The sequence below is a fragment of the Sphingopyxis sp. MC1 genome, from assembly GCF_000371385.1.
Taxonomy (GTDB): Bacteria; Pseudomonadota; Alphaproteobacteria; order Sphingomonadales; family Sphingomonadaceae; genus Sphingopyxis; species Sphingopyxis terrae.
This window is the reverse complement of sequence record NZ_AOUN01000009.1, coordinates 139801-164425: the sequence shown is the minus strand read 5'-3', so window position 1 is coordinate 164425 and position 24625 is coordinate 139801. Positions and strand designations below refer to the sequence as shown.

At 65.6% G+C, this 24625-nt stretch carries 27 protein-coding genes; 16 read left to right on the top strand and 11 right to left on the bottom strand.

Going from position 1 to position 24625, the window contains the following annotated elements; translation table 11 throughout:
- Positions 1 to 13: 13 nt before the first annotated feature.
- Entirely contained in the window at positions 14 to 988 is a 975-nt protein-coding gene (locus EBMC1_RS13210) for a hypothetical protein (RefSeq protein ID WP_003047711.1), read from the top strand.
- 35 nt (positions 989 to 1023) lie between these two features.
- Entirely contained in the window at positions 1024 to 1575 is a 552-nt protein-coding gene (locus EBMC1_RS13205) for a retropepsin-like aspartic protease family protein (RefSeq protein WP_003047707.1), read from the top strand.
- Positions 1576 to 1659: 84 nt separating this feature from the next.
- Here the strand turns inward: EBMC1_RS13205 and EBMC1_RS13200 are convergent, their stop codons facing one another.
- Positions 1660 to 1923 carry a TFIIB-type zinc ribbon-containing protein gene (locus EBMC1_RS13200; protein ID WP_040590302.1) on the bottom strand — a complete coding sequence of 88 codons (264 nt, stop codon included), beginning with the start codon at positions 1921 to 1923 and terminating at the stop codon, positions 1660 to 1662.
- A gap of 257 nt (positions 1924 to 2180) precedes the next feature.
- Between EBMC1_RS13200 and EBMC1_RS13195 the strand changes: the two genes are divergently transcribed.
- Complete coding sequence (locus EBMC1_RS13195; protein WP_003047701.1) at positions 2181 to 2846, top strand: MBL fold metallo-hydrolase; 666 nt, start codon at positions 2181 to 2183, stop codon at positions 2844 to 2846.
- A 35-nt stretch (positions 2847 to 2881) separates the two neighbouring features.
- Here the strand turns inward: EBMC1_RS13195 and EBMC1_RS13190 are convergent, their stop codons facing one another.
- Positions 2882 to 3322 (bottom strand): MAPEG family protein, encoded by a 441-nt coding sequence (locus EBMC1_RS13190; protein WP_003047698.1) that lies wholly within the window; start codon positions 3320 to 3322, stop codon positions 2882 to 2884.
- Between the two features lie 344 nt (positions 3323 to 3666).
- Between EBMC1_RS13190 and rpmF the strand changes: the two genes are divergently transcribed.
- From rpmF to EBMC1_RS13165, 5 genes are all read left to right on the top strand, one after another.
- Positions 3667 to 3846, top strand: a complete 180-nt coding sequence (gene rpmF, locus EBMC1_RS13185) for a 50S ribosomal protein L32 (RefSeq protein WP_003047695.1) — start codon at positions 3667 to 3669, stop codon at positions 3844 to 3846.
- Between the two features lie 22 nt (positions 3847 to 3868).
- Positions 3869 to 4903, top strand: a complete 1035-nt coding sequence (gene plsX / locus EBMC1_RS13180) for a phosphate acyltransferase PlsX (RefSeq protein ID WP_003047692.1) — start codon at positions 3869 to 3871, stop codon at positions 4901 to 4903.
- On the top strand, positions 4900 to 5865 hold the full coding sequence (locus tag EBMC1_RS13175; RefSeq protein ID WP_003047689.1) for a beta-ketoacyl-ACP synthase III: 966 nt from the start codon (positions 4900 to 4902) through the stop codon (positions 5863 to 5865). Before plsX ends, EBMC1_RS13175 begins: the two co-directional genes overlap by 4 nt.
- Positions 5866 to 6036: 171 nt before the next feature.
- Positions 6037 to 6330 carry an integration host factor subunit alpha gene (locus tag EBMC1_RS13170; protein ID WP_003047685.1) on the top strand — a complete coding sequence of 98 codons (294 nt, stop codon included), beginning with the start codon at positions 6037 to 6039 and terminating at the stop codon, positions 6328 to 6330.
- Positions 6331 to 6344: 14 nt separating this feature from the next.
- On the top strand, positions 6345 to 6734 hold the full coding sequence (locus EBMC1_RS13165) for a MerR family transcriptional regulator (protein WP_003047681.1): 390 nt from the start codon (positions 6345 to 6347) through the stop codon (positions 6732 to 6734).
- A gap of 36 nt (positions 6735 to 6770) precedes the next feature.
- Here the strand turns inward: EBMC1_RS13165 and EBMC1_RS13160 are convergent, their stop codons facing one another.
- On the bottom strand, positions 6771 to 8303 hold the full coding sequence (locus tag EBMC1_RS13160) for a class I adenylate-forming enzyme family protein (RefSeq protein WP_003047678.1): 1533 nt from the start codon (positions 8301 to 8303) through the stop codon (positions 6771 to 6773).
- Positions 8304 to 8404: 101 nt separating this feature from the next.
- Here EBMC1_RS13160 and EBMC1_RS13155 point away from each other — a divergent pair, with 101 nt between their 5' ends.
- Positions 8405 to 9130: a response regulator transcription factor gene (locus EBMC1_RS13155; RefSeq protein WP_003047675.1), complete on the top strand. Its 726-nt coding sequence runs from the start codon at positions 8405 to 8407 to the stop codon at positions 9128 to 9130.
- A 96-nt stretch (positions 9131 to 9226) separates the two neighbouring features.
- Positions 9227 to 9721, top strand: coding sequence for a hypothetical protein (locus tag EBMC1_RS13150; protein WP_003047673.1), 495 nt, complete (start codon positions 9227 to 9229; stop codon positions 9719 to 9721).
- Positions 9722 to 9785: 64 nt separating this feature from the next.
- Here EBMC1_RS13150 and EBMC1_RS13145 read toward each other — a convergent pair whose 3' ends face one another.
- The 3 genes from EBMC1_RS13145 to EBMC1_RS13135 form a co-directional block, all read right to left on the bottom strand.
- The gene (locus EBMC1_RS13145; protein ID WP_040590301.1) at positions 9786 to 10337 is read right to left on the bottom strand and encodes a SixA phosphatase family protein; all 552 of its coding nucleotides are present in this window, start codon (positions 10335 to 10337) and stop codon (positions 9786 to 9788) included.
- Between the two features lie 70 nt (positions 10338 to 10407).
- Positions 10408 to 13155 carry an ATP-dependent DNA helicase gene (locus tag EBMC1_RS13140; protein WP_003047666.1) on the bottom strand — a complete coding sequence of 916 codons (2748 nt, stop codon included), beginning with the start codon at positions 13153 to 13155 and terminating at the stop codon, positions 10408 to 10410.
- An 80-nt stretch (positions 13156 to 13235) separates the two neighbouring features.
- A complete protein-coding gene (locus EBMC1_RS13135; RefSeq protein ID WP_040590300.1) occupies positions 13236 to 13604 on the bottom strand; it encodes a PilZ domain-containing protein in 369 nt (122 codons plus the stop codon).
- Between the two features lie 118 nt (positions 13605 to 13722).
- Here EBMC1_RS13135 and EBMC1_RS13130 point away from each other — a divergent pair, with 118 nt between their 5' ends.
- From EBMC1_RS13130 to EBMC1_RS13110, 5 genes are all read left to right on the top strand, one after another.
- Positions 13723 to 15324, top strand: coding sequence for a lysine--tRNA ligase (locus tag EBMC1_RS13130; protein WP_040590336.1), 1602 nt, complete (start codon positions 13723 to 13725; stop codon positions 15322 to 15324).
- The gene (locus tag EBMC1_RS13125) at positions 15321 to 15806 is read left to right on the top strand and encodes an asparaginase domain-containing protein (protein WP_003047656.1); all 486 of its coding nucleotides are present in this window, start codon (positions 15321 to 15323) and stop codon (positions 15804 to 15806) included. Before EBMC1_RS13130 ends, EBMC1_RS13125 begins: the two co-directional genes overlap by 4 nt.
- Before the next feature lie 86 nt (positions 15807 to 15892).
- Positions 15893 to 16177, top strand: a complete 285-nt coding sequence (gene bufA2, locus EBMC1_RS13120) for a BufA2 family periplasmic bufferin-type metallophore (RefSeq protein ID WP_003047653.1) — start codon at positions 15893 to 15895, stop codon at positions 16175 to 16177.
- A gap of 57 nt (positions 16178 to 16234) precedes the next feature.
- Positions 16235 to 17086, top strand: a complete 852-nt coding sequence (bufB, locus tag EBMC1_RS13115) for an MNIO family bufferin maturase (protein ID WP_003047651.1) — start codon at positions 16235 to 16237, stop codon at positions 17084 to 17086.
- The gene (locus EBMC1_RS13110) at positions 17079 to 17867 is read left to right on the top strand and encodes an HvfC/BufC N-terminal domain-containing protein (protein WP_003047649.1); all 789 of its coding nucleotides are present in this window, start codon (positions 17079 to 17081) and stop codon (positions 17865 to 17867) included. The genes bufB and EBMC1_RS13110 overlap by 8 nt, the downstream gene beginning before the upstream one ends.
- On the opposite strand, the gene EBMC1_RS13105 is transcribed toward EBMC1_RS13110, so the two are convergent.
- Entirely contained in the window at positions 17846 to 18877 is a 1032-nt protein-coding gene (locus EBMC1_RS13105; protein ID WP_003047647.1) for a fatty acid desaturase family protein, read from the bottom strand. The two genes, EBMC1_RS13110 and EBMC1_RS13105, sit on opposite strands and share 22 nt — an antisense overlap.
- Before the next feature lie 211 nt (positions 18878 to 19088).
- Between EBMC1_RS13105 and EBMC1_RS13100 the strand changes: the two genes are divergently transcribed.
- Positions 19089 to 21671, top strand: coding sequence for an EAL domain-containing protein (locus tag EBMC1_RS13100; RefSeq protein ID WP_231292925.1), 2583 nt, complete (start codon positions 19089 to 19091; stop codon positions 21669 to 21671).
- An 11-nt stretch (positions 21672 to 21682) separates the two neighbouring features.
- Here the strand turns inward: EBMC1_RS13100 and EBMC1_RS13095 are convergent, their stop codons facing one another.
- The 4 genes from EBMC1_RS13095 to EBMC1_RS13085 form a co-directional block, all read right to left on the bottom strand.
- Positions 21683 to 22960, bottom strand: a complete 1278-nt coding sequence (locus EBMC1_RS13095) for a metal-dependent hydrolase family protein (protein ID WP_003047643.1) — start codon at positions 22958 to 22960, stop codon at positions 21683 to 21685.
- Between the two features lie 123 nt (positions 22961 to 23083).
- Positions 23084 to 23314 (bottom strand): RcnB family protein, encoded by a 231-nt coding sequence (locus tag EBMC1_RS18850; RefSeq protein ID WP_003047641.1) that lies wholly within the window; start codon positions 23312 to 23314, stop codon positions 23084 to 23086.
- 282 nt (positions 23315 to 23596) lie between these two features.
- Entirely contained in the window at positions 23597 to 23950 is a 354-nt protein-coding gene (locus tag EBMC1_RS18845; protein ID WP_156001250.1) for a hypothetical protein, read from the bottom strand.
- Positions 23951 to 24062: 112 nt separating this feature from the next.
- Positions 24063 to 24608 carry a (2Fe-2S)-binding protein gene (locus EBMC1_RS13085; RefSeq protein WP_003047638.1) on the bottom strand — a complete coding sequence of 182 codons (546 nt, stop codon included), beginning with the start codon at positions 24606 to 24608 and terminating at the stop codon, positions 24063 to 24065.
- Between the last annotated feature and the right edge of the window lie 17 nt (positions 24609 to 24625).

Sequence of the window (24625 nt, the reverse complement as noted above, 5' to 3'; positions counted from 1 at the left end):
GTAGAGGGGAAGGATGATCGCGCCGCTCGCCCTGCTTGCTCCCGCCGCGCTGGCCGCCGCCGGTCCGGCCTCCTGCCCGGAAGATAATGCGCGCACGATGACGCTGGCCGAAGCCGCTGCGGCGGAGCCGGGGCTTTGCGTGCGGCTGGAAGCCATCGCGTGGAACGGCCGCCTCTACGCCGATGTGGACGCCATCTATGCCGGGGTGTCGATTGCCTATCGCGGCGACGTGCCGGGCCGGCCGATGCGCGGCGGGCCCGCGCGGATGGTCTTCGACCCGGCCTCGCGCGAATTTGTCGATGCGGGAAATTCCGGTGCGCCGCGTGCGCCGATGCCGCAATGGCTGCACCTGACGGCGCTGACGGCGCGCTGCACGGGCGTGCAATGCGCGGCCGATGCGGCGCCGACGCTCGATATCGTGATGGCGGACAGGGTTCGCGACCGGCCGGTGGAACGGCAACTGCGCGCCGATGTCGCGCCGGCGGCATGGAAGCTTCGCCCGCTTGCCGCGGATTCGCCGTGGACGGCTCGCTTTGCCGCTGCGGCCGATGCGTTGTTTCCGGCACTCCGCTCGCGCGATCCGCGGCAATGGGTGCCGATGCTCGGCGGGCGCTGGCTGGCTACCGCCGACCGCGCGCGGGTCGAACGGCTGCTTGGTGCACAGACAAGCCCCTTTGCATCAGCGTTGCGCGCTCCGGCAAAGCTGCAGCGCGTGATTTTGGGTTGGGACGCGGCCACGCTCGATGCGGGCGAACGGGCGCTGGTCGATGCGGGGCAGGAGGCCGAGGCAATCGTTTGCTGGTCCGATCACGCCGATGCCGAGCCCCTGTGGCCAATCGCCGCCTTCGATGCCGACAACCGGCCGGGACGCCCCTATGCCTGCGCGCGGATAGCCTACAGCATCCGGGGCGGGGAGCCGCAATGGCGCGCCTTCATCGATCAGGCGGAAGGCGGTCTTGCCGAACCACAAAATCGCGGCGCCATTTAACCATTCTCCAACCCCGATTTGCGAATAAACCGGGCATGGTGAGGCGTTTCATTACCCTGGTAGCGGGGATCGCGGGCGTATCGATCGGCATGGCGAGCATCGCCGGCCGGCAGGTCGCCGATGTGCCGAAAGCGCCTGCGGATCCTTATGCCGGTGAGAGCAACTGGACGACCGGCGCGCACGATAAGGCCGCCGTGACTGCCAGCGACGCCGCGTCGCGGCCCAGCGAAGTCCGGATCCGGCGGGCATCCGATTCGCACTTCTATGCGGACACCCGTGTCCAGGGCAGGCAGGTTCGCATGCTGGTCGACAGCGGCGCATCGCTCGTCGCGCTGACGCGGAACGATGCCGAGGCGATCGGCATCGATGTCGACCGTCTGCCGATCGGCGGCACGGCCCAGACCGCGGGCGGCACGGTGCCGATGCGGACAGTCCTTCTCGACAGTGTCGAGGTCGATGGAATCACGATCCGCAATGTCGAGGCGGCGGTGGTCGATGCCAATATGGGGGTGTCGCTGCTCGGCCAAAGCTATCTTGCAAAGCTCGCCGCGGTGAATGTCGAAGGCGACACGATGACGCTGCGTTAGGGCGGCGACCAACCGCTGGAGGCTTGCCGTCGTTCACGGGATGCGACGGACGCGCCACCCGGATGGCGTGCCCGTCGCCGGGAGTCAGTCGAACAATTCCTCCAGGAAAGATTTGCGCCGTTTGGGGTAGCCGCGGCGATAGTCGTTGCCATGGCCGTAAGCTGGCGGCGGCGCTGCCGGGCGGGGAGCGGCTTCGGCGGCGCTCCGTTCGATGATCTTGTCGAGTTCGCCGCGATCGAGCCATACGCCGCGGCATTGCGGGCAATAATCGATTTCAACGCCTCGCCGGTCGCTCATCGCGAGCGGAACCTTGCAGATGGGGCAGGGCATATTGTGGGCAGATGTCATGGTCACCTCGTGGAAAGATTTCGATCCATCGAGGGTGCGCGGAGAGCGAAGGCCATGGCCGATCACGCACCGAGCACGCTCGATGCGGTCCGACATCACGATCCTGGGATCGCCAGAGGGGCCCGGCCCGCACCGGGTAAATGGGGACTGTCCGGGAACCTTCAAGCCCTCACGCAGCGGCATCGGTCGCGGCGCGGTTCTTTTTCGGGGCTCGCGCCTGCTTGCCATTTGCGCGGCATTTCCCCACATCTGCGAGCATGAACGCTCCCAATCCGCCGCTCAAGGCCGCCATCGTCCCGGTCACCGCCTTTCAGCAGAATTGCACCCTCCTTTGGTGCACCGAAACCAACAAGGCGGCGCTCGTCGATCCCGGCGGCGACCTGCCCAAGCTGCGCGAGGCGATCCGGCAGACGGGGGTGGAGGTCGAAAAGATCCTCGTCACCCACGGCCATATGGATCATTGCGGGCAGGCGGGGGTGCTCGCCCGGGAATTGGGCGTGCCGGTCGAAGGGCCGCACGAGGACGATCGTTTCTGGATCGAGCGGCTGGGTGAGGATGGCGCGCGCTTCGGCATGACGGGCGAGGTGTTCGAGCCCGACCGCTGGCTGGTCGATGGCGACACGGTTAAAGTCGGCAATCTGACCATCGACGTCATCCATTGTCCGGGTCACACGCCCGGCCACGTCGTCTTCTATCATGGCCCCTCGAAGCTCGCGATCGTCGGCGACGTGCTGTTCCAGGGGTCGATCGGCCGTACCGATTTTCCGCGCGGCAATCACCAGCAACTGATCGATTCGATCACCGGCAAGCTGTGGCCGCTCGGCGATGACACCATCTTCCTGCCCGGCCATGGTCCGCACAGCAGCTTTGCGCAGGAACGGCGCACCAACCCCTATGTCGCCGATGGCGTTGTGGGCGGCTGAGGCGCCGCCCTTACGCGCGCGGCGCCAGCGCTATTTCATTTCGGCTGGATGGCGACGGTTTCGGTGACTTCGGTGCTGACGATTTTCGTCGGGGTCAGGTAGACCGAGAGCAGCGCGGTGATCGCAAGCCCGAGCAGGGTCAGCATGGTGATAACGGTGCCGACCATGCGGCCCCACATCATGCCGTCCATGCCGATCGCGTGCAGGATGCGCCCGACGAGATAGAGCGCGCCCACCGCCCACAGCCAGATCGACGAGCCGATCCCCAGTTCGACCAGCGCAAGCAGGATCAGGACGAAGGGCGTATTCTCGACATAATTGGCCTGTGCGCGCATGCGGCGAATCAGCCGGTCGTTGCCGCCGTCGCCGATCGAGACTTTTTCCTGTCCGCGCACGCGCCCGACGCGGGTCGCGAGCCAGAGGTTGAGCAGGGCGGCGCCCGCGGCGATGGTCAGGCTGATCGGCAACATGAACATGAAATTCCCCCTCTTGTTATCGGCCGGCGCTCGTGCTGGCGCGACCGGGTGCAGATGTGGCACCGGCGCGCGTCCGCGGCAAGGGGCGACGGGGAAGGTGCATCCGCCCGGGTTCCGACGCGCGGCGAGGGGGTTGCCTTTGCGGGCAAAAACGCTATAGCCGCGCCCGATCCGGCACCCGACACCATCAGGCGTTGAGGCACCTTCCGGCGGAAGATTATACTGCAGTTCCAAAGCAGTTATGGTTTTCGGCGCGGCGGGCGGGCCAGTCATTCCCCGGCATCGGGGGGTGACAACACCGGGTTTGCCGATTCGTATAAACATTTGAGAATGCAGGATTTAAAATGGCCGTCCCCAAGCGAAAAACCTCGCCCTCGAAGCGCGGCATGCGTCGCAGCCACGACAGCCTGAAGGTCGAGGCCTATCAGGAATGCCCGAACTGCGGCGAACTGAAGCGTCCGCACAACCTTTGCAACGCCTGCGGCCATTATAACGGCCGCGAAGTGGTTTCGGCTGGCGCCTAAGCATTAGCCGGAGGGCGTTGGTATGAGCCTTACACCGCGAATCGCGATCGATGCGATGGGCGGTGACGTCGGCGTGCGCGTGATGCTCGCCGGCGCGGCGATGGCGCGCCACCGGCACGACGGCCTGCGGTTCCTGCTCGTCGGCGACGAGCAGCAGATCAAGGCTGCGCTCGACAACCACCCCAATCTGCGCGCCGCGTCGGACATCATCCACACCGACAAGGTCGTGTCCGGCGAGGACAAGCCCAGCCAGGCGCTGCGGAGCGGCCGCGGCAGCTCGATGGGGCTCGCCATCGATGCGGTGAAGCGCGGCGATGCCGGCGGCGCCGTTTCGGCGGGCAACACCGGCGCGCTGATGGCGATGTCGAAGCTGGCGCTGCGCACCATGCCCGGCATCGACCGACCCGCGCTCGCGGCACTGCTGCCGTCGCTTGGCGACAATGACGTCGTCATGCTCGATCTCGGCGCGAACACCGACTGCGACGCCAACAATCTCGTCCAGTTCGCGGTGATGGGCGCAGCCTATGCGCGCACCGCGATGGGGCTGGAGCGTCCGCGCGTCGCGCTGCTCAATATCGGCACCGAAGAGCTCAAGGGCACCGACGAAATTCGCGACGCCGCCGCGATCCTTCGCGATGCCACCGGGCTGCCGATGGAGTTCGCGGGTTTCATCGAGGGCGACAAGCTGTCGCGCGGCAACGTTGACGTCGTCGTCCACGACGGTTTTTCGGGCAATATCGCGCTCAAGACGATCGAGGGCACCGCGCGGTTCGTGACCGATCTGCTGCGGCGCGCCTTCACCTCGTCGGTGCGGTCGAAGATCGGTTTTCTGATCTCGCGGCCGGCGACCGAATTGCTGCGCCACCATCTCGACCCCAATAATCACAATGGCGCGGTGTTCCTCGGCCTCAACGGCGTGGTACTCAAGAGCCACGGCAGCGCCGATGCGAAGGGCGTCGCGAACGCCGTGCATCTGTGCGCCGAACTCGTCGAAAAGGACATTACACGCCAGGTGACCGAGGATCTTGCCAATTTCCGCAGCGACGCCGCGGCATGACCCGGCGCGCTGTCCTCGCCGGCACCGGCTCGGCGCTCCCGCGCACCCGCGTTTCCAACGCCGAACTCGCCGAACGCGTCGATACCAGCGACGAATGGATCGTCGAACGCACCGGCATCCGTTTTCGCCATATCGCCGAACCCGATGAAACGACCGCGACGCTGGGCGCCGATGCGGCGCGTGAGGCGCTGAAGGCGGCGGGTCTGTCGCCTGCGGACATCGGCCTGATCATCGTCGCGACCGCGACGCCCGACAACACCTTCCCCGCCACCGCCACCAAGGTCCAGGCGCTGCTCGGCGCGCCAGACTGCATCGCGTTCGACGTGGCTGCGGTCTGTTCCGGCTTTCTCTATGCCGTCTCGGTCGCCGATTCGATGCTGCGCACCGGCGCGGCCGAACATGCGCTGGTGATCGGCAGCGAAACCTTCAGTCGCATCCTCGATTGGGAGGACCGCACGACCTGCGTCCTGTTCGGCGACGGTGCGGGGGCGGTGGTGTTGTCGGCAAAGGACGTTGCGGACGACCAGGGCATCCTCGCGACGCGGCTGCACGCCGAGGGGCAATATTGCGACATGCTCTACGTCGACGGCGGTCCCTCGACCACCGGCACCGTTGGCCATGTCCGGATGCAGGGCCGCGAAGTGTTCCGCCATGCCGTCACCAATCTTGCCAATGTGCTGGGCGAGGTGCTGGCCGACGTCGGGCTGAAAGCCGAGGATATCGACTGGGTCGTTCCGCATCAGGCGAACAAGCGCATCATCGACGCAACTGCGAAAAAGCTGGGCCTGCCCGCCGACCATGTCGTGCTGACGGTCGATCAGCATGCGAATACGTCGGCGGCCTCGGTCCCGCTGGCGCTCGACCTTGCGGTGCGCGACGGGCGCATCAAGCGCGGCGATCTGGTCGTGCTGGAGGCCATGGGCGGCGGCTTTACCTGGGGTGCGGCGGTCCTGCGCGTCTAGTTTTTGCAGTCCACGAACGGGCTTTCGACGCTCGTCGCATCAACTCCACGCTCCATCCGTTTAAGTTTGGCGGATTAATTCGCTTTTGTTACATATAATCCCGGGACTCGCGACGGTGGGGGCTGTCTGGGTTCCTCTTGTGCATCCGCTTCAGGAGGGGAGGGGTCAATTATGACAGCAGGAACGCTTACCCGCGCCGACATTGCCGCGCGCATCAATCAGCAGGTCGGCCTGTCGCGAAACGAATCGGCGACGATCGTCGAATCGATTCTCGCGCATATGTCGGACGCGCTGGCCGCGGGCCAGAATGTGAAGATTTCGGGCTTCGGCACCTTTGTGCTGCGCGACAAGGCCGAACGCGTCGGCCGCAATCCCAAGACGGGGATCGAGGTTCCGATCCTGCCGCGCCGGGTGATGACCTTTCGCGCCAGCCAGGCGATGCGCGCCCGCGTTGCGGGCAAATAAGCCGGTCGTATCCGATGGGCGATCACGATAGCCGCAACGGGGACGGCAAGGCGGTCGGAGCGATGCTTGCCATTGGCGAGCTCGCAGACCGTATCGGGGTGCCGACCCACGTCCTGCGCTACTGGGAAACGCGCTTTCCCCAGCTTCGGCCGCTCCAGCGGTCGGGCCGCAGGCGCTATTACCGGCCCGACGATATTGCGCTGGCGGAACGCATCCATCACCTGCTTCACGTTAAGGGCTATACGGTCGATGGCGCCCGCAAGGCGCTGTCGTCGGAACCCGACGGCGCTGCCGCGATATCCCGCGACGTCCCGGTCGCGCGGGCGTCGCACAGTGAAGCGAAGGGTATTCCGGTCGCCGCGCTGGTGGCACTGCGCGAGCGGCTGGCCGCGGCGCTGCGCTGAGACAGCGGCGCCCCATCTGAACAATTCGCGCTCCGTCTACCGGGCGTAGGCGTCGCGCAATTCGCGTTTCAGCACCTTGCCGATCGGGCTGCGCGGCAGTTCGTCGACGGTGGTGATCGCGCTCAGCCGCTGGGTCTTGCCGACCTTGGCGTTGCAATCGGCGCGCACGCTTTCCGCATCGGCGCCGGGTTTCAGCACAACGAAAGCGACGGGGGTTTCGCCCCACTCCTCGCTCGGCATGCCGACCACCGCCGCTTCGACCACGCGGTCGTCGGCGAGCAGGATCGCCTCGAGGTCGCTTGGGAAGATGTTGAACCCGCCCGAAATGATCATGTCCTTGGCGCGGTCCATCAAGGTCAGGAAACCGTCCTCGTCAAAGCGGCCGATGTCGCCATGACGATAGAAGAGATTCCCTTCCGCATCGTGCCAGTGCATGGCCTTGGTCGCATCGGGGCGGTTGTTGTAGCCGGTCATCATCGCCGGGCTGCGACCGACGATTTCACCGACCGACCCTTGCGGTAATTCCCGGCCTTCTTCGTCGATGACCTTAGCGATATGGCCCGGTGCGGGCTTGCCGACGGTGTGCAGCTTGTCGGGGAATTGATGCGCCTCGAGGATGAAGGCCGCGCCGCCCTCGGTCATGCCATAGATTTCGACGAGGCCGCCCGGCCAGCGCTTCAACACATCGGCCTTGAGTGCGGCGGCGAAGGGCGCCGAGGTGCAATATTTCATCACGAAGCTGGACAGGTCGAAGCGGTCAAAATCGTCGAGTGCCATGATGCGGCGATACTGGACGGGAACGAGCATCGTGTTGGTGGCGCGTTCGCGCTCTGCCAGTTCCAGAAAGCCGCGCGCATCGAATTTCTTCATCAGCACGACCTGCCCGCCCGAACCGACCGTCGGCAGAAAGCTCGCCATCGTCGTGTTCGAATAGAGGGGCGTCGACAGGATCGTCACCGCGTCCGGCCCATAGGCCGGAACGCCGCGCTGGATGTGTTGCCAGCGCATCGCATGGCTGTGGACGATCCCCTTCGGCGTTCCGGTCGTCCCCGACGAATAGATGATGTTGAATCCGTCGAGCGGATCGATCGCGACCGCCGCAGGCGTGGTGCCTACGGGCGCCATCCATTCGTCCAGCGCGACGCCGACGTCGCTGCCGTCCATCGCGATGCGATCGCTGGCGGTGACGGTCTGGCCTTCGAGGCTTGCCGACGCCGCGCTGTCGAGGAACAGGTGACGCGCTCCGGTATCGGCGATCATAGCCGCCATCTGTTCGCCCGTGGCGCTGTTGGTGATCAGCCCGGCAACGCCGCCGGCCCGCAGTGTGCCGAGAATGACCGCCATCTGTTCGACGCTGTTCAGGCCCGCAATCGCCGTCCGGTCGCCCTTCGCCAGTCCGTCCTGCTGCAGCCGCGCGGCGATTCGGTCGACCATCTGATCCAGTTCGGACCAGCTCAATCGCCGCGCCGGGTCTGCGGCCGCTACGGCATCGGGACGTTCGGCGGCGTGGGCGCGAACGAGGTCGGGCAGGGTGGCGAAGGTGCTGTCAAGCAATTCGATACTGGTCATGGCTACCGGTTAGCACAGCAGGGGGGCGGTGCAATGCCGGTGGGGCGGCGGCGCGACAACAAGTTGCGTCACGGCAGGGGCGAACGATGCATCCATCGGGGATGGCGGCAGAAAGCGACACGAAGTTGCTCGTCGCCCTCTATCATCCGGAGCCTGCCGTGGCGGCACGGATCGCCGCGACGGTGGTCGCGGCGGGCTGTGCGGTCGACATTCTGCCCGACCCCGACGCGGGGCTGCGCCCCTGGCTCAGCCAGTGTTTCGATCTGTTGCTCCTGGGCTCATCGGCTGGCGCCGCGGCGGCCGATGCGCTTGCGGCCGTCCGTCTCGCGCGCTCGGTCGCAGGACGCCGGCCGCTTTTCGTTTTGACCGATCGCGATTCGCCCGCCGCCCGGCTGACGGCGCTTGCCGGCGGCGCCGACGACGCGCTCGGCTGGCGCGGCAACCTGCCCGAGGTGGCGGCGCGGATCGCGGCCTTGCTCCGGCGCAGCCAATTGGCCGCCGGGCAGCTTGGTGCGGGCGATCTGCGCATCGACCTGATCGACCGCCGCGTCGAGCGCGCCGGAAAGCTGATCCGCCTGCCGCAGCGCGAATTCGACCTGCTCGCCCATCTCGCCCGCGTTCCCGGCCGCCCGATGTCGCGCGCCGCGCTGCTCAAGGCGGTGTGGCGGATCGACTTCGATCCCGGCACCAACCGCGTCGAAGTTCATGTCGCGCGGCTGCGCGCCAAGATCGACCGCGGCTTCGACTGGCCGATGCTGCACACGATCAAGGGCGAAGGCTATGCGCTGCACCCGCATCGGGGCGTGCTCGGTCTCACGACGTGTTAGCCTGAGCTGGCATCGGGAAATTTGGGCGGCTGGGAACGATCGCGATCGTGCCTGGCAATTAGGACTCCCTTCACCAGGAGATGCAATGCTTGTCAGATGCAAGCGCTCGAACCAACAAACAGGATTGAACAGCTGTTCATTCCCGCGGCGGCAATTTTTCTTCCCGCCCGGGAAGTTGAGATCATTCGCCTGAACAACGGTTCGTTGAGGTACTCTTGGCAGTCGCCCTGCAGTGCATTGGAGCGTCTAAACGCGCATATCCTAGAGAGCGAGATCATGCTTTCTACGAAAATCAGTCACACCCATATTGAGGGTTGGCGATTTGGGCAGGGCGAGTTGAATGAAGACCAGCGTGCCGTTCGTATTGCCGTTGGCGCGATCAAAGAGATACTGGAGATAATGGACGGCGATCTGGTCTTTACAAAAGACTATGATTCGGCGGGAAACGAATTGACGTCATCGGGCATGTCACCGAGGACCGTCTGGTTGTATCCACCTTCCGACATGTCCAGCCACAAGTCGCATACCGCGAACGGTGTCACTGAACGTGCATGGGATTGGTTCGGTGAGGTGACACGCACGAAGGCCTGAAAGGGTTGATACTGGAGGTTGGGTCAAAAATTACCGCTTCCCACCTCGAAGCCGCCAAATCCCCTCAGTCGTCGTCCATCGCGGGGGACAGCGACGCGTCGAGGTCGCGCGGCCGGATGAAGGCGACGAAACGCGCGCTCTTTGTATCGAGGTCGCGCCAGTCGGCGATATCGAGTTCGAGGCGGGCGAGTGCCGATGTCGGCAGTTTCTCCTCGACCTTGGCGCGCAGTTCGTCGTCGGGCGATTCGGGGACGAGTTCGAGGATCAGGTCCTCCAGCCCCGGATTATGGCCCACGATCAGCAAATTCTGCGAGTCCTTGCCGATGTCGCGGATTACATCGATCAGCGTCGCCGACGAGGCAAGATAGATGCGGCGGTCCCAATCGGGTTCGATTGCGTCGATTCCGGCGGCGGGTTGAAACAGATCGAGCGTTTCGGTCACGCGCACAGCGGGCGAGGCTATGATGCGGTCGATCGCCATCGCCTGCCGCCTTGCATATTGGCCGACGAGTTCGGCGCCGCGGCGGCCGCGCGCGTTGATCGGGCGGTCGAAGTCGCGTTCGACGGTCGCGTCCCAGCCCGATTTCGCATGACGCAGGATAGTCAAAGTCTTCAAAATCTCTCCCCGCGCCGCTGCGCCAGCCCCCGAGCCCAATAGCCTTGCTGCGCTGCCTTCTGCCGGAAACTCATGACGGTGAAAAGGCAGCAAACGCTCTTTTTCGCTGTTCGCCGTTCGCCGCCGCAACATGGTTCACGACCTCGTCGAGCGGCAGGCGGCGGATCGGCGTCCCGGCGGGAAAAGCGCTGAGCAGCCGCGACGGAAAGCTGGGCGACAGCATGACGAACTGTCCGAAATCGTCGGCGCGGCGGATCAGGCGGCCGAACGCCTGCCCGATGCGCGCCCGGATGACGGCGTCGTCATAGGCGCCGCCGCCCTGCGCCGCGCGCCGCGCCGCATGGAGGATGGTGGGACGCGGCCACGGCACCCCCTCCATGACCACGAGCCGCAACGATTCACCCGGCACATCGACCCCGTCGCGCAGCGCATCGGTGCCGAGCAGCGAGGCGTGCGGATCGGCACGGAAAATGTCGACCAAGGTGCCGGTGTCGAGCGGATCGACATGCTGGGCATAGAGCGGCAGTCCGGCGCGCGCGAGCCGGTCAGCGATGCGGGCGTGGACGATGCGCAGCCGGCGGATCGCGCTGAACAGGCCGAGCGCACCGCCACCCGACGCCTCGATCAGGCGGCTGTAGGCGCCGGCGAGGGCGGGGAGATCGCCGCGCGCAATATCGGTAACGATCAGCACTTCGGCCTGCCGCGCATAGTCGAAGGGGCTTGGCACTGCGAAATGGCGGACGCCGCCGTCGATGTGCCGCGCGCCGGTGCGGATGTCCGCGTCGGTCCAGCCGCTGCCTGCATCGTCGGTCGCTTGCGCGCCGCTGCGCAACGTCGCCGAGGTGACGAGCACGCCCTGCGCCGGCGCGTAGACGATGTCGGCGACGGGGCGCGCCGGATCGAGCCAATGGCGGTGCAGACCGATATCATATTCGCGCCCGTCGAAGCGGTCGACCGCCAGCCAGTCGACGAAGTCGGGGTCGGCCGGGCCGCCGACGCGCCCGAGCAGCGACAGCCACGCGCCGAGCGTGTCGATGCGCGTGCCGAGGCTGGCGCGGGCGCCGTCGACACGGGCGCGGGCCTGTCCGTCGAGCCAGTCGGGCGGATCGTCGACCAACGCGTCGAGCCGCTTGCCGAGCGCCATCAGCGGCCGCAGCAGCGCCTCGATCGCATCGCTCGCGTCGGCGGCAGCCGCCACCAGATCGGGGCCGGGATCGGCAAGTTCGGTTTCGAGGCCATAGCCGCTGTCGGCATTTTTCGGATCGGCGCCGCGTGCATAGACTTGCCCGCGCGCGGCGACGAGCAGCCGCTCGATCGCGCCCCAAGGGTCGTTCTCGGCAATGCGCGCGAGCCACCCGTCGCCGGGAAGCTGGCCCGCCGCCTCGATCGCCGCCTGAATCGCCGTGTCGCCGGCCTCGTCATAGCTTGCGACGTCGGCCAGCCGCGCCGCGAGACCGCGGCGGCGGCCGCGCGACTTGCCCTCCGGCCCCAACACCCAGCGGCGGATCTCGATCGCTTCCTGCCCGGTGAGCGCGGCGGCGAACATGCTGTCGGCGGCATCCCACAGATGGTGGCCCTCGTCGAAGATCAGCCGCGTTGCGGGGGCGCCGCCGTCGCGGGGCCGTGCGGCCTGCACCATCGTCAGCGCATGGTTCGCAATGACGATGTCGGCCTGCGCTGCCGAGCGGGTCGAGCGTTCGATGAAACATTTGCGGAAATGCGGGCAGCCCGCATAAATGCACTCGCCGCGCCGATCGGTCAGCGCGGTCGTGCCGTTGCGGCGGAACAGCGCGGGGAGCCAGCCGGGCAGATCGCCGCCCACCATGTCGCCGTCGCGCGTATACGCGGCCCAGCGCGCGACGAGCTGCGCCAGAACGGCCGCGCGGCCCGAAAAGCCGCCTTGCAGCGCATCCTCCAGGTTGAGCAGGCAGAGATAATTTTCGCGTCCCTTGCGCACCACCACCTTTTCGCGGTGCGTCCGGGCATCGGGGTATAGCCGCTCGGTCTCGCGCGCCAGCTGGCGTTGCAGCGCCTTGGTATAGGTCGACACGCAGACGCTGCCGCCCGACTGATCGATCCATTGCTTGGCGGGGGCGAGATAGCCCAGCGTCTTGCCGATGCCCGTGCCCGCCTCGGCGACCAGCATCTGCGGCCGGTCGCGGCGTTCGCGCGGTTCGAAGATCGCGGTCGCGGCGCGGGCATAGTCGCGCTGCCCCGCACGGCGTTCGGCGCCATCGCCGGTGAGCCGGTCGAGCCGGGCGGTCACATCGTCGGGATTGACCGTTACCTGGCGCGGCTGCGGGCGCGGGGCAGCTTCCTCCCATTCGGGCAGCCGCGCGAACAGCCAGCGCTCGCTGCGTTCGGGCGCGCCGATGCGCGGCTGCAGCAGCGGCGCCCACGGCCAGCGCTGGCGCGACAGCGCCTGCAGGCCGTGCCACGCGCCCTCGCGCTCGGGCCACGCGGCATCGCCCGCGCGATCGAGCATCGCGGCGGCGGCGCGCGGCAGGAACGCCGCAACATCGGCTTCGCTATCGGGCGGGGCGATGCCCATCGCGGCGGCGATCCCCGCCGGCGTCGGCACCGCGAAGCGCGCGGGAAACAGGAAAGCGAAGAGTTCGAGCAGATCGAGCCCCGACAGCTCGGGATAGCCCAGCCGGTCGCCCGTCAGCGTCGCGCCGAGCAGGACATGCGGGGTTGCGGCGACCGCCGCGATCGCTTCGCCGCGTCCGACGCGCTGGACGCGGCCCGATGCGTCGGCGATCCAGATGCCGACATGGCTCGCGTGGATCGCGGGGAGGGAGAGCGGATCGGGCGGCATTGCCCCACGCTAGGCACAAAAGGCGAACGCGGCAAGGCGGGTAAATCCGACGCGTCTTTAGGGCTACGCGGAAAGGTGGCTCAGCTTAGCCCGCGCCGTCCGAAACCTGCGCTGCGGTTGGACAGAAATATCTGCGCGGGATGCGCGCTGGCGGCGCTGCGCGCGCGTTCGAGCGCATTGAACAGCGGGCCGTGTGACAGTTCATAGGGAAAGCGAACGCCCATGCGGTCGAATTCGGACCACATGACGACCGCATAGACGACCTGGCCACCATAATGGATTTCGCAACGCGACCGAGCCGGCATGCTCGCGCCGTCGATGCGGGCGCCGCCTTCCGACAGGTCGCAGATGCGCCCTTCGATCTGGTTGAGCACGCCGTTGACGATCACCTCGATGGCGACCGGGGTGCGCTTGTGAGCGCGGGTGATGGGAGTGTGGGGACTCGTCATGGCCCGAGGCTAAGACGGACGTGGTTAATTTGGCGTAACCATGTTTGGCGCCGTTCCGTTGCGGCGTGCGGACAATTTTGCCTTTCGATTCGGGGGCGCTTGCCGCTATGGGCGCCCCATGACCGACTTGCACCTTCATCCTTCGCTGCGCGAGCCCGCGCAAACGTCCAAGGCCTGGCCGTTCGAGGAAGCGCGCAAGCTGATCAAACGCTATCCCGACGGCAAGCCCAGCGGCGCGCCGGTGCTGTTCGAAACCGGCTATGGCCCCTCGGGCCTGCCGCATATCGGCACCTTCAACGAAGTGCTGCGCACAACGATGGTGCGGCGCGCTTATGAAACGCTGACGGGCGGTGCGCCGACGCGGCTCGTGGCGTTCAGCGACGACATGGACGGGCTCCGCAAGGTGCCCGACAATGTACCGCAGCAGGAAATGCTACGCGAACATCTTGGCAAGCCGCTTACCGCGATTCCCGATCCGTTCGGCAAGTATGAGAGTTTTGCGCATCACAACAATGCGATGCTGCGCGAATTTCTCGACCGCTTCGGCTTCGAATATGAATTCGTCAGCTCGACCGAACGCTATCGCTCGGGCGCGTTCGACGATGCGTTGAAGAATGTCCTGCGCCACAATCAGGATATTCTCGACATCATGCTGCCGACGCTGCGCGCCGAGCGCGCCGCGACCTATTCGCCAATTCTGCCGGTGAGCCCCAAGTCGGGGATCGTGCTGCAGGTGCCGGTGACGGTCGTCGATGCCGATGCGGGCCTCGTATCGTTCGAGGATGAGGGCGTGACGATCACCCACAGCATCCTGTCGGGCGGTGCCAAGCTGCAATGGAAGGTCGACTGGGCGATGCGCTGGGTCGCGCTCGGCGTCGATTACGAGATGTACGGCAAGGATCTGACCGACAGCGGCATCCAGTCGGGCAAGATCGCCAAGGCGCTGGGCGGACGCAAGCCCGAGGGGCTGATCTACGAAATGTTCCTCGACGAAAAGGGCGAGAAGATTTCGAAGTCGAAGGGCAATGGCCTGTCGATCGAACAATGGCTGAGCTATGGCAGCGAAGAGAGCCTGGCTTTCTACGCCTATCGTGAGCCGAAGGCGGCGAAGCAGCTTCATATCGGCGTCATCCCGAAGGCGGTCGACGAATATCTGCAGATGCGCGGAAGCTATCCGGCGCAGGAACCTGACAAGAAGCTGGGGAACCCCGTGCATCACGTCCATGTCGCGCGCGGCGAAGATGTGCCCGACGCGGTGCTGCCGGTGACCTTCGGGCTGCTGCTCAACCTTGTCGCCGTGATGGGCGCCGATGCGGCGAAGGACCAGATCTGGCGCTACCTCGGCCAATATGTCGCGGGCGCCGACGCGGCGACCTGGCCCGAACTCGACCGGCTGATCGACAATGCGATGGCGTACAATCGCGACTATGTCGCCCCGACGCTGAAGCGCCGCAAGCCTGTGGGCGGTGAGGGCGCTGCGCTCAAGGAACTCGACGACCGGCTTGCCGCGCTTTCCGCCGATGCGTCGGCCGACGACATCCAGAACATCGTCTATGAGATCGGCAAGAGCGAAGCCTATGGCTTTGAAAATCTGCGCGATTGGTTCAAGGCGCTTTATGAAACGCTGCTCGGGTCGAGCGCAGGTCCGCGCATGGGCAGCTTCATCGCGCTGTTCGGGATCGACAACACGCGGCGCCTGATTGCGGAAGCTTTGGCATGATCGACATCTTCACCACCGGCGGGACGATCGACAAAGTCTATTTCGACGCGCTGTCGGAGTTCCAGATCGGGCCGGCGGCGATTCCCGACATGCTGCGAGAGAATAATGTTCATGTGCCGCACCGCGTCACCCAGTTGATGCGCAAGGACAGCCTGGAACTCACCGACGCCGACCGCGAGGCGATCCGCGCGGCAGTCGCCGCGAGCGATTCGGCGCATGTTCTCGTCACGCATGGCACCGACACGATGGTCGTCACCGGCCGGGCGCTGGCGGGAATTGCGGGCAAGACGATCGTGCTGACCGGCGCGATGCAGCCTGCGTCGGTGCGGGCGAGCGATGCCGAGTTCAATGTGGGCTTTGCGCTGGCGGCGGTGCAGACGCTGCCGCCCGGTGTCTATGTCGCGATGAACGGCATGATCTTTGATCCCGAGACCACGGTAAAGGATCGCGCGGGCGGCCGTTTCGTCGCGGCGGGCGAATAGCGCCGACTGTAACCTCGCGCGCGCGCCTCCGAATATAGGAGCATGGACGGACATATTGTCCCTCCATCCCGTCTTCGGAGGATAGCATGACCAACACGAAATTCGCCGCTGCCATTGCCGCTTCGGCCACTGCCCTCGCACTCGCCGGCGCCGCTTTGGCCGCTCCGGCGCCTGCCGGCAGCTCGGGCGCCGCGGTCGGCGCCAAGGACACCGTGCATTGCTATGGCGTCAATAGCTGCAAGGGTACGGCCGACTGCAAGACCTCGGCCAACGAATGCAAGGGTCAGAACGAATGCAAGGGCCATGGCTTCAAGGCCATGACCGCCGCCAAGTGTCTGACCGGCGGCGGCGTCATCGGCGACCTCGGCTGATGCCATTCCCTCCTGCGCGGCTCTGCACCGTGCAGGAGGGAATAATCGAGCCCGATCATGCCTCAAGATCAGCGGATCGCGATCCCGTCGCCCGGCTTCGGTTTGGGACTGCGCCCCGTCCATTATCCCGATTTCCTGGCGCGGCCCCAACCGGTCGAGTGGCTGGAGATCATATCGGAAAATTATATGGTGCCCGGCGGACGCCCGATGGCGACGCTCGACCGGATTCGCGCCGATTATCCGATCGTCATGCACGGTGTGTCGCTGTCGATCGGGTCCGACGAGCCGCTCGATAACATCTATCTGTCGGCGCTGAAGGCGCTCGCCGAACGGGTCGAGCCGCTGTGGATCTCGGATCATCTGTGCTGGACCGGGATCAACGCGCATAACAGCCATGATCTGCTTCCGCTGCCCTATGATGCACCGACATTGCAGTGCGTCGTCGACAATATCGGCCGCGTGCAGGATTATCTGGGGCGGCGGATCCTGATCGAAAATCCGTCGAGCTATGTCAGCTTTCGTGCCTCCGATCGCAGCGAATGGGATTTTCTGGCTGAAATGGCGGAACGTGCCGACTGCCTGCTGCTGCTCGACGTCAACAACATCTACGTCAGCGCGCGCAACCATGGCTTCGATCCGCTGGACTATCTGAGCGGCTTGCCCGCCGGGCGTATCCAGCAAATCCATCTCGCGGGCCACAGCGACATGGGCGATTATGTCATCGACACGCACGATGCAGCGGTATGCGATGCGGTATGGGATCTTTACGCCCGCGCCATTGCGATGGTCGGCCCCGTCGCGACGATGATCGAACGCGATGACGACATTCCGCCGCTGGCGGCGCTGTTGTCCGAACTCGAACGGGCCCGCAAGCTGGCGCAGGCGGCGCTGGAGCCGGTCGGTGGCTGACGCACTGTACGCCATCCAGCAACGCTTTCTCGCCGCGATCATGGGCGAGGATGCGGATGCCGAAGCCCTGATTGTCGATGACGCGCGCGTCGGCGCGGCCCGCCGGATCGGCATCTATCGCAACAATTACCGCGCGAGCCTGACCGGCGTCCTCGCCGATCATTTCGAGCGGCTGCACGCCTATCTGGGCGACGCGCAATTTGGCCATATCGCCGATGCCTATGTAAAGGCGCACCCGTCGACGACCCGAAATCTGCGCTATTACGGCGCCGCGCTGCCCGGCTTTATCGCGCATCATTTTCCGGAAGACGGCGAATTGGCCGAACTTGCCCGGCTGGACTGGGCGCTGCGCCACGCCTTCGACGCGCTCGACGCATCGCCGCTCGATGCCGGTGCGATCGGCATGCTCGGCGAGCAATGGGTCGGCGCCAGCCTCGCGCTGCATCCGTCGGCTCGGCTGCTCACCATGCACCATAATAGCGCGGCCCTGTGGAGCGCGCTCGACGCCGGCGAAGCCCCTCCGGCGGTGGCGGTTCTTGCCGCGCCCGTGGATGTGTTGGTGTGGCGCAGCGGACTCCAGCCGCATTTTCGCAGTCTGGCCGCGGTCGAGGCGGCTACGCTGGTGCGGATCGGGCGCGGCGCCAGTTTCGCGGATATCAGCGCGCATTTAGTGAACGAAGTTGAGGAAGCGACCGCGATGGAAACGCTGGCCGCGCTGCTCGCCCGGTGGCTGGCCGACGGCGTGCTGATATTGGCCGATCAGGCCGCAGCGGTAACTTGACGCAGCACCGCAGCGTAATTCGGCGCGATGGTCATCGCATCATGCTTGCCGGCGCGGCCGAGCGCGGCATGGACTTGGGGCAGGCGATAGCAGGGCACGCCCATGAAGAGGTGATGCTCGGCATGATAATTCACCCAATATGGCGCAACCGTCGCGCGCGCGAGCCAGCCGGCATGCGTCGTGCGCGCGTGGCTGAAGGGATCGTCGCTCCCTGTCGCGGTGCAGGCGTGTTCGGCGATGTTACGGATGCGCAGATAGAGCTGAAAGGTCGTCGCCAGTCCGGCAAACCAGAGCAGATAGGGCGTCCAGCCGTAGAGCAGCAGCGACGCCGCGAGCAATATGGCCTGAACGAGTAGAAAGCGGCCGACAGACCGTGTAACCGTCATCGCGCCGGCAACATCGATCGTGGGCGATGTGACGCCATCGTCGGATTGCTTGTTGAACGGCGTTCCAGCCTTGGTGCTCGCGCCTATTTTTTCTGCCCGTTCGCCGCGAAGCATTGCCCTCAATCCGACGAGCGCTAAGCGGAACTGGGCGATGCGTTGTTTGAAAAATGTCTGTCCGGTCAGGTCGCGAACAATCTTTCGCATCAGGCTGGCGCGGGTGGTCGGGAATGGCTTGGACAGCGCAAGGTCGGGGTCTTCGGCCTGCTGCGTATATTTATGGTGCTGGAGATGATAGGTGCGATAGGCGATCAGATCGGACCCGACCGCCGCTCCGGTGAGCCACTGCCCCAGAAAATTGTTGATCTTGCGATCGGGGTGCAGCGCGCCGTGCGCGGCGTCGTGCATCAGGATCGCAAAGCCGAGCTGTCGTCCGCCGACAACGATGATGGCGAGCAGCCAGGCCAGGGGATTGCCACTCCACGCCGCCAGGCCGATGGCAGCGACGCTGACGATCCAGCCGTGTGCGACGAGCCAGATGCCGTACCAGGCGGAGGGCTTGGTGATCGCCGCCCACTGCTGGCGGTCGAAAAAGCGATCGGGCGGCAAGAGGCGGACGGCGGGCATGCGCCGGTGTAACCCGTTGCGAAGCGAAACCCAACCCCTTCCATTTTGGCACAGCAATGGGGTTAACGATCCGCCCGCGGTAAGGATTTGGAAACCCCGCCGGCGACAGAGCGGTGGGCGGGACCAGATAGCGGGATTGGCGAACACATTGGGGGTCAGGCACAGCATCAGCCGGGGCGCAAGCGGCGGGTCGTCCGACGACGAATCGCTGTTGCAGACACCCGAATTCGTGGGGCGCATGATGCGCGTCGCGCAGCTGTGGCACTATGTGCTGATCGGCCGGACCGTCGCCTTCTTTGCCTTTGCTTTCGTCCCCGGCCTGTCGGGCTTCCTATCGCATCCGCTGCAATGGGCGACTTTGGTGGCCGGACTGCTGTGCGATGTCGCGCTTACCGTTATCGGCCAATGCTCTCGCTTGCGCTGGGCGCATCGGATCGAATGGCTGCCGACGCTTGCCGCCGCCTCGCTGGCGCTGGTCGGCGCAGGAACATTCTTCGTTTCAATCGGCACCTTCGCAGCGCTCGGGACGCCTGACGCGCTGTCCCACCTCGATGCCTTTTCGGCAATCCGGCTGGGTACCGTTCTCGTAGCCGCGGCCGCGGCGGCGATTGTGCGTCCGGCCTTCTTTGCCTTTGCCGGCGGCACCGCGATCGGCGGCGCGATCGGTATCGCATCTTGGCCGTTCGGGATTGCGGGTATCATCTTCCTCGGCATGCTCGTCGTGATGATGCGCGAGGATATCCGGCATCAGCGGCGCGCGACGCGCGTGCGCCGCCAGTCGGGAAGCGAGCAGCAGCGGGCGCTTGGACTGATGCGCGATTTCGAGCGCGCCGGACGCGGCTGGTTCTGGGAAACCGACCGCAACGGCGACCTCGTCTATATTTCGCCGACCGTCGCGGCGAAGCTCGATCGGCCGGCCGAAGACCTGCTCGGGCGCCCCTTTACTGACATGATCCGCAAGCGCGGCGGCGCCGACGAGAGCGAGGAGCGCACGCTGGGCTTCAGCCTGTCGTCGCGGACGCCGTTCAACGACCTGACGGTCCAGGCGGCGGTCGCGGGCGAGGAGCGCTGGTGGTCGATTTCGGGCCATCCGATTTCGAACGCGCTCGGTAATTTCCAGGGCTTTCGCGGCAGCGGCACCGACCTCACCGAAAAGCGCAAGTCCGAACAGCAGATCAATCAGCTCGCGCGGTACGACACGCTGACCGGCCTCGCGAACCGCCTGCATATCACCGATCTGCTCGAGCGCGCGCTCAAGAATCATCTCGGGCAGGCGCAGCCCTGCGCGCTGCTGCTGATGGACCTCGACCGGTTCAAGGCGGTCAACGACACGATGGGGCATCCTGTCGGCGACCAATTGCTGCAACAGGTCGCGGCGCGGCTGACGCAGGTCGTCGGCGACAAAGGGCAGGTGGGTCGACTGGGCGGCGACGAGTTCCAGATCGTGTTGCCGCAGATCACCCAGGTCGAAAAGCTGGCGGGGATCGCCAATGCGATCATCCTGAGCCTTGCCAAGCCCTTTCTGATCGAAGGCGAGCGCATCCGCATCGGATCTTCGATCGGCATCGCCATTTCGGAAAGCGACGGCATCGGCTCGTCGGCGCTGGTGCGCAACGCCGACCTTGCGCTCTATGCGGCGAAGGACGCCGGGCGCGGCGTCTATCGCTTCTATGCCGACGCGATGCATAATCAGGCAAGCGAGCGCAAGGCGATCGAAGATGCGCTGCGCGATGCGCTGGCAAAGGACGAACTGAAGCTGCTGTACCAGCCGATCGTCAACGTCGGCAGCGAACGGATCAGCGGCTTCGAGGCGTTGATCCGCTGGCAACAGGGCGGCGATGCGGTCATCAGCCCGTCGAAATTCATTCCGATTGCCGAAGAATCGAACCTGATCGTTCCGATCGGCGAATGGATCATCCGCACCGCTTGCGCCACGATCGCCCGGCTGGGGTCGGGGTATCGCGTTGCCGTCAATGTGTCGCCGCGCCAGTTCGCCAATGAAAAATTGCCCGCGACGATCCTGAGCGCGGTCGCTGCCGCGGGCATCCGGCCTGATCAGCTCGAACTAGAAATTACCGAAGGCGTCTTCCTCGATGAAAGTCCCGAAAATCTGGAGATGTTCCAACGGTTGAAGCGCACCGGGGTACGGCTCGCCCTCGACGATTTCGGCACCGGCTATTCGGCGCTCGGCTATCTGAAGAAGGCGCCGTTCGACAAGATCAAGATCGACCAGAGCTTCGTGCTCGGCGCGGCCGATCCCAGCAGCATGAACGCCGCGATCATTTCGTCGATTGTCGGACTGGCGACGGCGCTCAAGATGGAAACCACCGCCGAGGGGGTGGAAACGCACGACGATCTGGCGCTGATCCGCGGCCTCGGCTGCAGCCATGTCCAAGGCTATATCTACGGCAAGCCGATGACCGTCGAGGAAGTGCTGGCTTTGCTCGCCGACGGCAATGGCAAGGCGGTCGCGCAGGGTTACAAGAGTGCGCGCGAAGCGCGGATGCGGACCTTCCGGACGATCCAGATCGCGAGCGGCGGCTATCGCTATGAAGCGATTGTGCGTAATCTGTCGTCGCGCGGTGCGCTGATCGAAGGTTTGTGGAATGTCCCCGAAGGAACGTCGCTGTTGATCGAATTTGGCGCTGATGTGGTGATGGACGCCGAAGCGCGCTGGTCCGACGGGAACCGCGTCGGCGTCCGTTTTGCGCAAGCGGTCGACATCGGTGCGCTGGTCGGCGGCGCCGGGGCGAAGGAACGCCGGACAGGCGGGCGGATCGACCGCGCCGCCTGATCTCCCACGTCTCAGTCGGCGATACGTCCGCGCGCCATCACCCAGCGCACATGTTCGAGGGTCGTCACATCGCCGAGCGGATCGCCATCGACCGCGATCATGTCGGCAGACATGCCCGGTGCGATGCGGCCGATCTCGTTTTCCATCGACAGCAACCGGGCGGCGGTGGTCGTCGCGCTCGCCAACGCCTCGCGCGGGGTCAGCCCCGCCTTGACGAGCAGCGCGAACTCGCCAGCGTTGCGGCCATGTTCGAACACACCGGCGTCGGTGCCGAACGCGATCGGCACGCCCAGCGCCTTTGCCCGCGTCACGGCCTGACCCACGCGGCCGAGCGTCATGCGGACCTTTTCCTCGACAGTGGGGGTGTAGATGCCCTTGCCGAGCCGTTCGCGCACGCCCTCGAACGCCATCAGGGTCGGGACGAGATAGGTGCCTTTGGCCTTCATGACCTTGAGCGCCGGATCATCGGCGAAGGTGCCATGTTCGATGCTGTCGATCCCGGCGGCGGCCGCCGCCTCGATCCCCCGCTCGCCATGCGCATGCGCCATGACCTTGAGGCCCAGCGAATGGGCGGTATCGGCGATGCTGACGAGTTCATCATTGGAGAAATGCGCACCAAGGCCGCGGCCCTGCTGCGACAGGACGCCACCGGTCGCGGTGATCTTGATGACATCGGCGCCGGCGCGCGATGCCTTGCGCACCTTTTCGGCGCATTCCACGGCGCCCGTGCAGGTATATCCCTGATCGAGTATAGCGTGGACATCTTCGCGGAAGCCCGTGACGTCGCCATGGCCGCCGATGATCGACAAGGGCACACCGGCGGCGACGATCCGCGGTCCTTCGATCAAGCCTTCGGCGGTACCGCGGCGCAGCGAGAAGGCGGTATATTGCGCCGACCCCGCCTCACGCACGGTGGTAAAACCGGCGCGCAGGGTGATTGCGGCATTTTTGACGCCGACGACAACGCCCCATTCGTCGGGATCGACCGCCTCGTTGCGGAAATCGCCGCCCGGATCGCCGGTTAGATGAACGTGGAGGTCGATCAGGCCGGGAAGCAGCGTCTTGTCGCCCAGGTCGATGACATCAGCCCCTGCCGGCGCGGCAGCACGGCCCGGCTCGATCGTCATGATCCGGCCATCGGTGACGGTCACGGTCGACGGGCCGAGCGAAGGCTTGTCGGGATCGGTAATGACGCGCGCGGCATAGACGAGCGTCGTTTTCGCTTCGGCGGCAACCCCGCCCAGCATGGCGGCAACCGCCACGGCGGCGAGCAGGCTTTTCTTCAGCATGATGTCTCCCCTGTCTTTCGCCCACCGTGGCGCGACCGGAGCGCGAGGGCAAGGGGAGGGTGCATAAAAGAAGGGCCGGACGAACCGGCCCTTCAGTTTGGCTTCTGATAACCGAAAGGAATATTACCAGAAGAAGTCGTAGATCACGTCGACGACCTGACCCGTGTAGGTGTTCACGAGCAGCGCATCGTCATAATAGCGCACCCAACGATAGGGGCCGTAAGCGGGCGGCAGGCGATAATAGCCGGGATCGTTGATCCAGTACCGCTGGCTGTAGAAGAGCGAACCCAGCGAAAAACCGATGCTGAAGCGCGTGTAATTGCGGCCCCGGTACGGGTTGTAATAGCGCGGCATCCGGTAATAGCTCCGGTTGTGGTCGCGATAGCTGCGCCAGTCGTAGCGACGGTCGCTGCGCCAGCTGCGGTTCCAGTTGTTGCTGCGCCGATTGTCGTAACGACGGTCGTTATCATAGCGCCGGTTGTTATCGTACCGGCGGTGGTCGTTCCGGTCATAGCGCCGATTATCGTTGCGGTCGTAACGCCGGTCGTTCCTGTCATTGTCCTGACGATAGAAACGGCGGTCGGGCTGGCCGCTGCGATCGCGGCTGCGGTCTTTCGTGCTACCGCGCTGGCCTTGTCATTGCTGGCGCTGGCTGTCGCCGCGCTGACCCTGCCATTGCTGCGGGCGCTGCGTATCGCTGCGCTGTCCCTGACTCGGCTGCCCCTGCGGCGGCGCGCGCCGGTCGGTGCGGTAATTGCGCTGCTGCGGCTGGGCCTGCGGTTGCGGTGCGGGCTGGGCGGTCCGGTTCTGGCCGCGATTGCCGCCGTTCCAGTCGCCACGGCGGCCATCGGTCCCGCGCGAACCGCGGTGGTCGCCGCGATCGCCACGCTGGGCAATCTGAATCCGCTCGCCATTCGCCTGAGCGGCGGCGGGCGCGATGGGGGTGAGGATCGTCGCTGCGATCAGCAATCCTCCGAATGTCTTCTTCATTTCGGCACACTCCAGATCCATGTCCCATGCGGCACCCGGCCGATCGGGATGATGAATCGGAAATTACCGCCGGTCAGATGAGTGAGCGCTGAACCGGACTGTTGCCTGTCGTTCAGTTTCCCTCCGCCGGGCGCAGCGCCGGGACGGCGCGTGCGGCATCGTCGGGACGGATGCCCGGCGGCGGTGCGGCGGCGATGCGCTCCTCGCCCCGGATTACCCGGCCGGCGCGGCGGATCGCTTCGCGCATCCGGGGGTAACTGCCGCAGCGGCAGATGCCTGTCATCGCGGCGTCGATTTCGGCGTCGCTGGGGTTGCTGTTCTTGCGCAGCAGTGCGGCGGCCGTCATGATCATGCCCGACTGGCAAAAACCGCACTGCGGCACCTGTTCGGCGACCCAGCTTTGCTGGACCGGGTGACTACGGTCGCGTGACAATCCCTCGATCGTGGTGACGAAACGGCCCTCGCATTCGGCAATGGTCACAAGGCAACTGCGGATCGCTTCGCCGTCGATATCGACGGTGCAGGCACCGCAATCGCCCGTACCGCAGCCATATTTGGTCCCGGTCAGGTTCGACGCATCGCGCAGCGCCCAGAGCAAGGGCGTTTCGGGATCCATGCGATATTCGACCGGGCGGTCGTTGACCGAGAATTTCGTCATGCCGCCCGTCTTAGCGA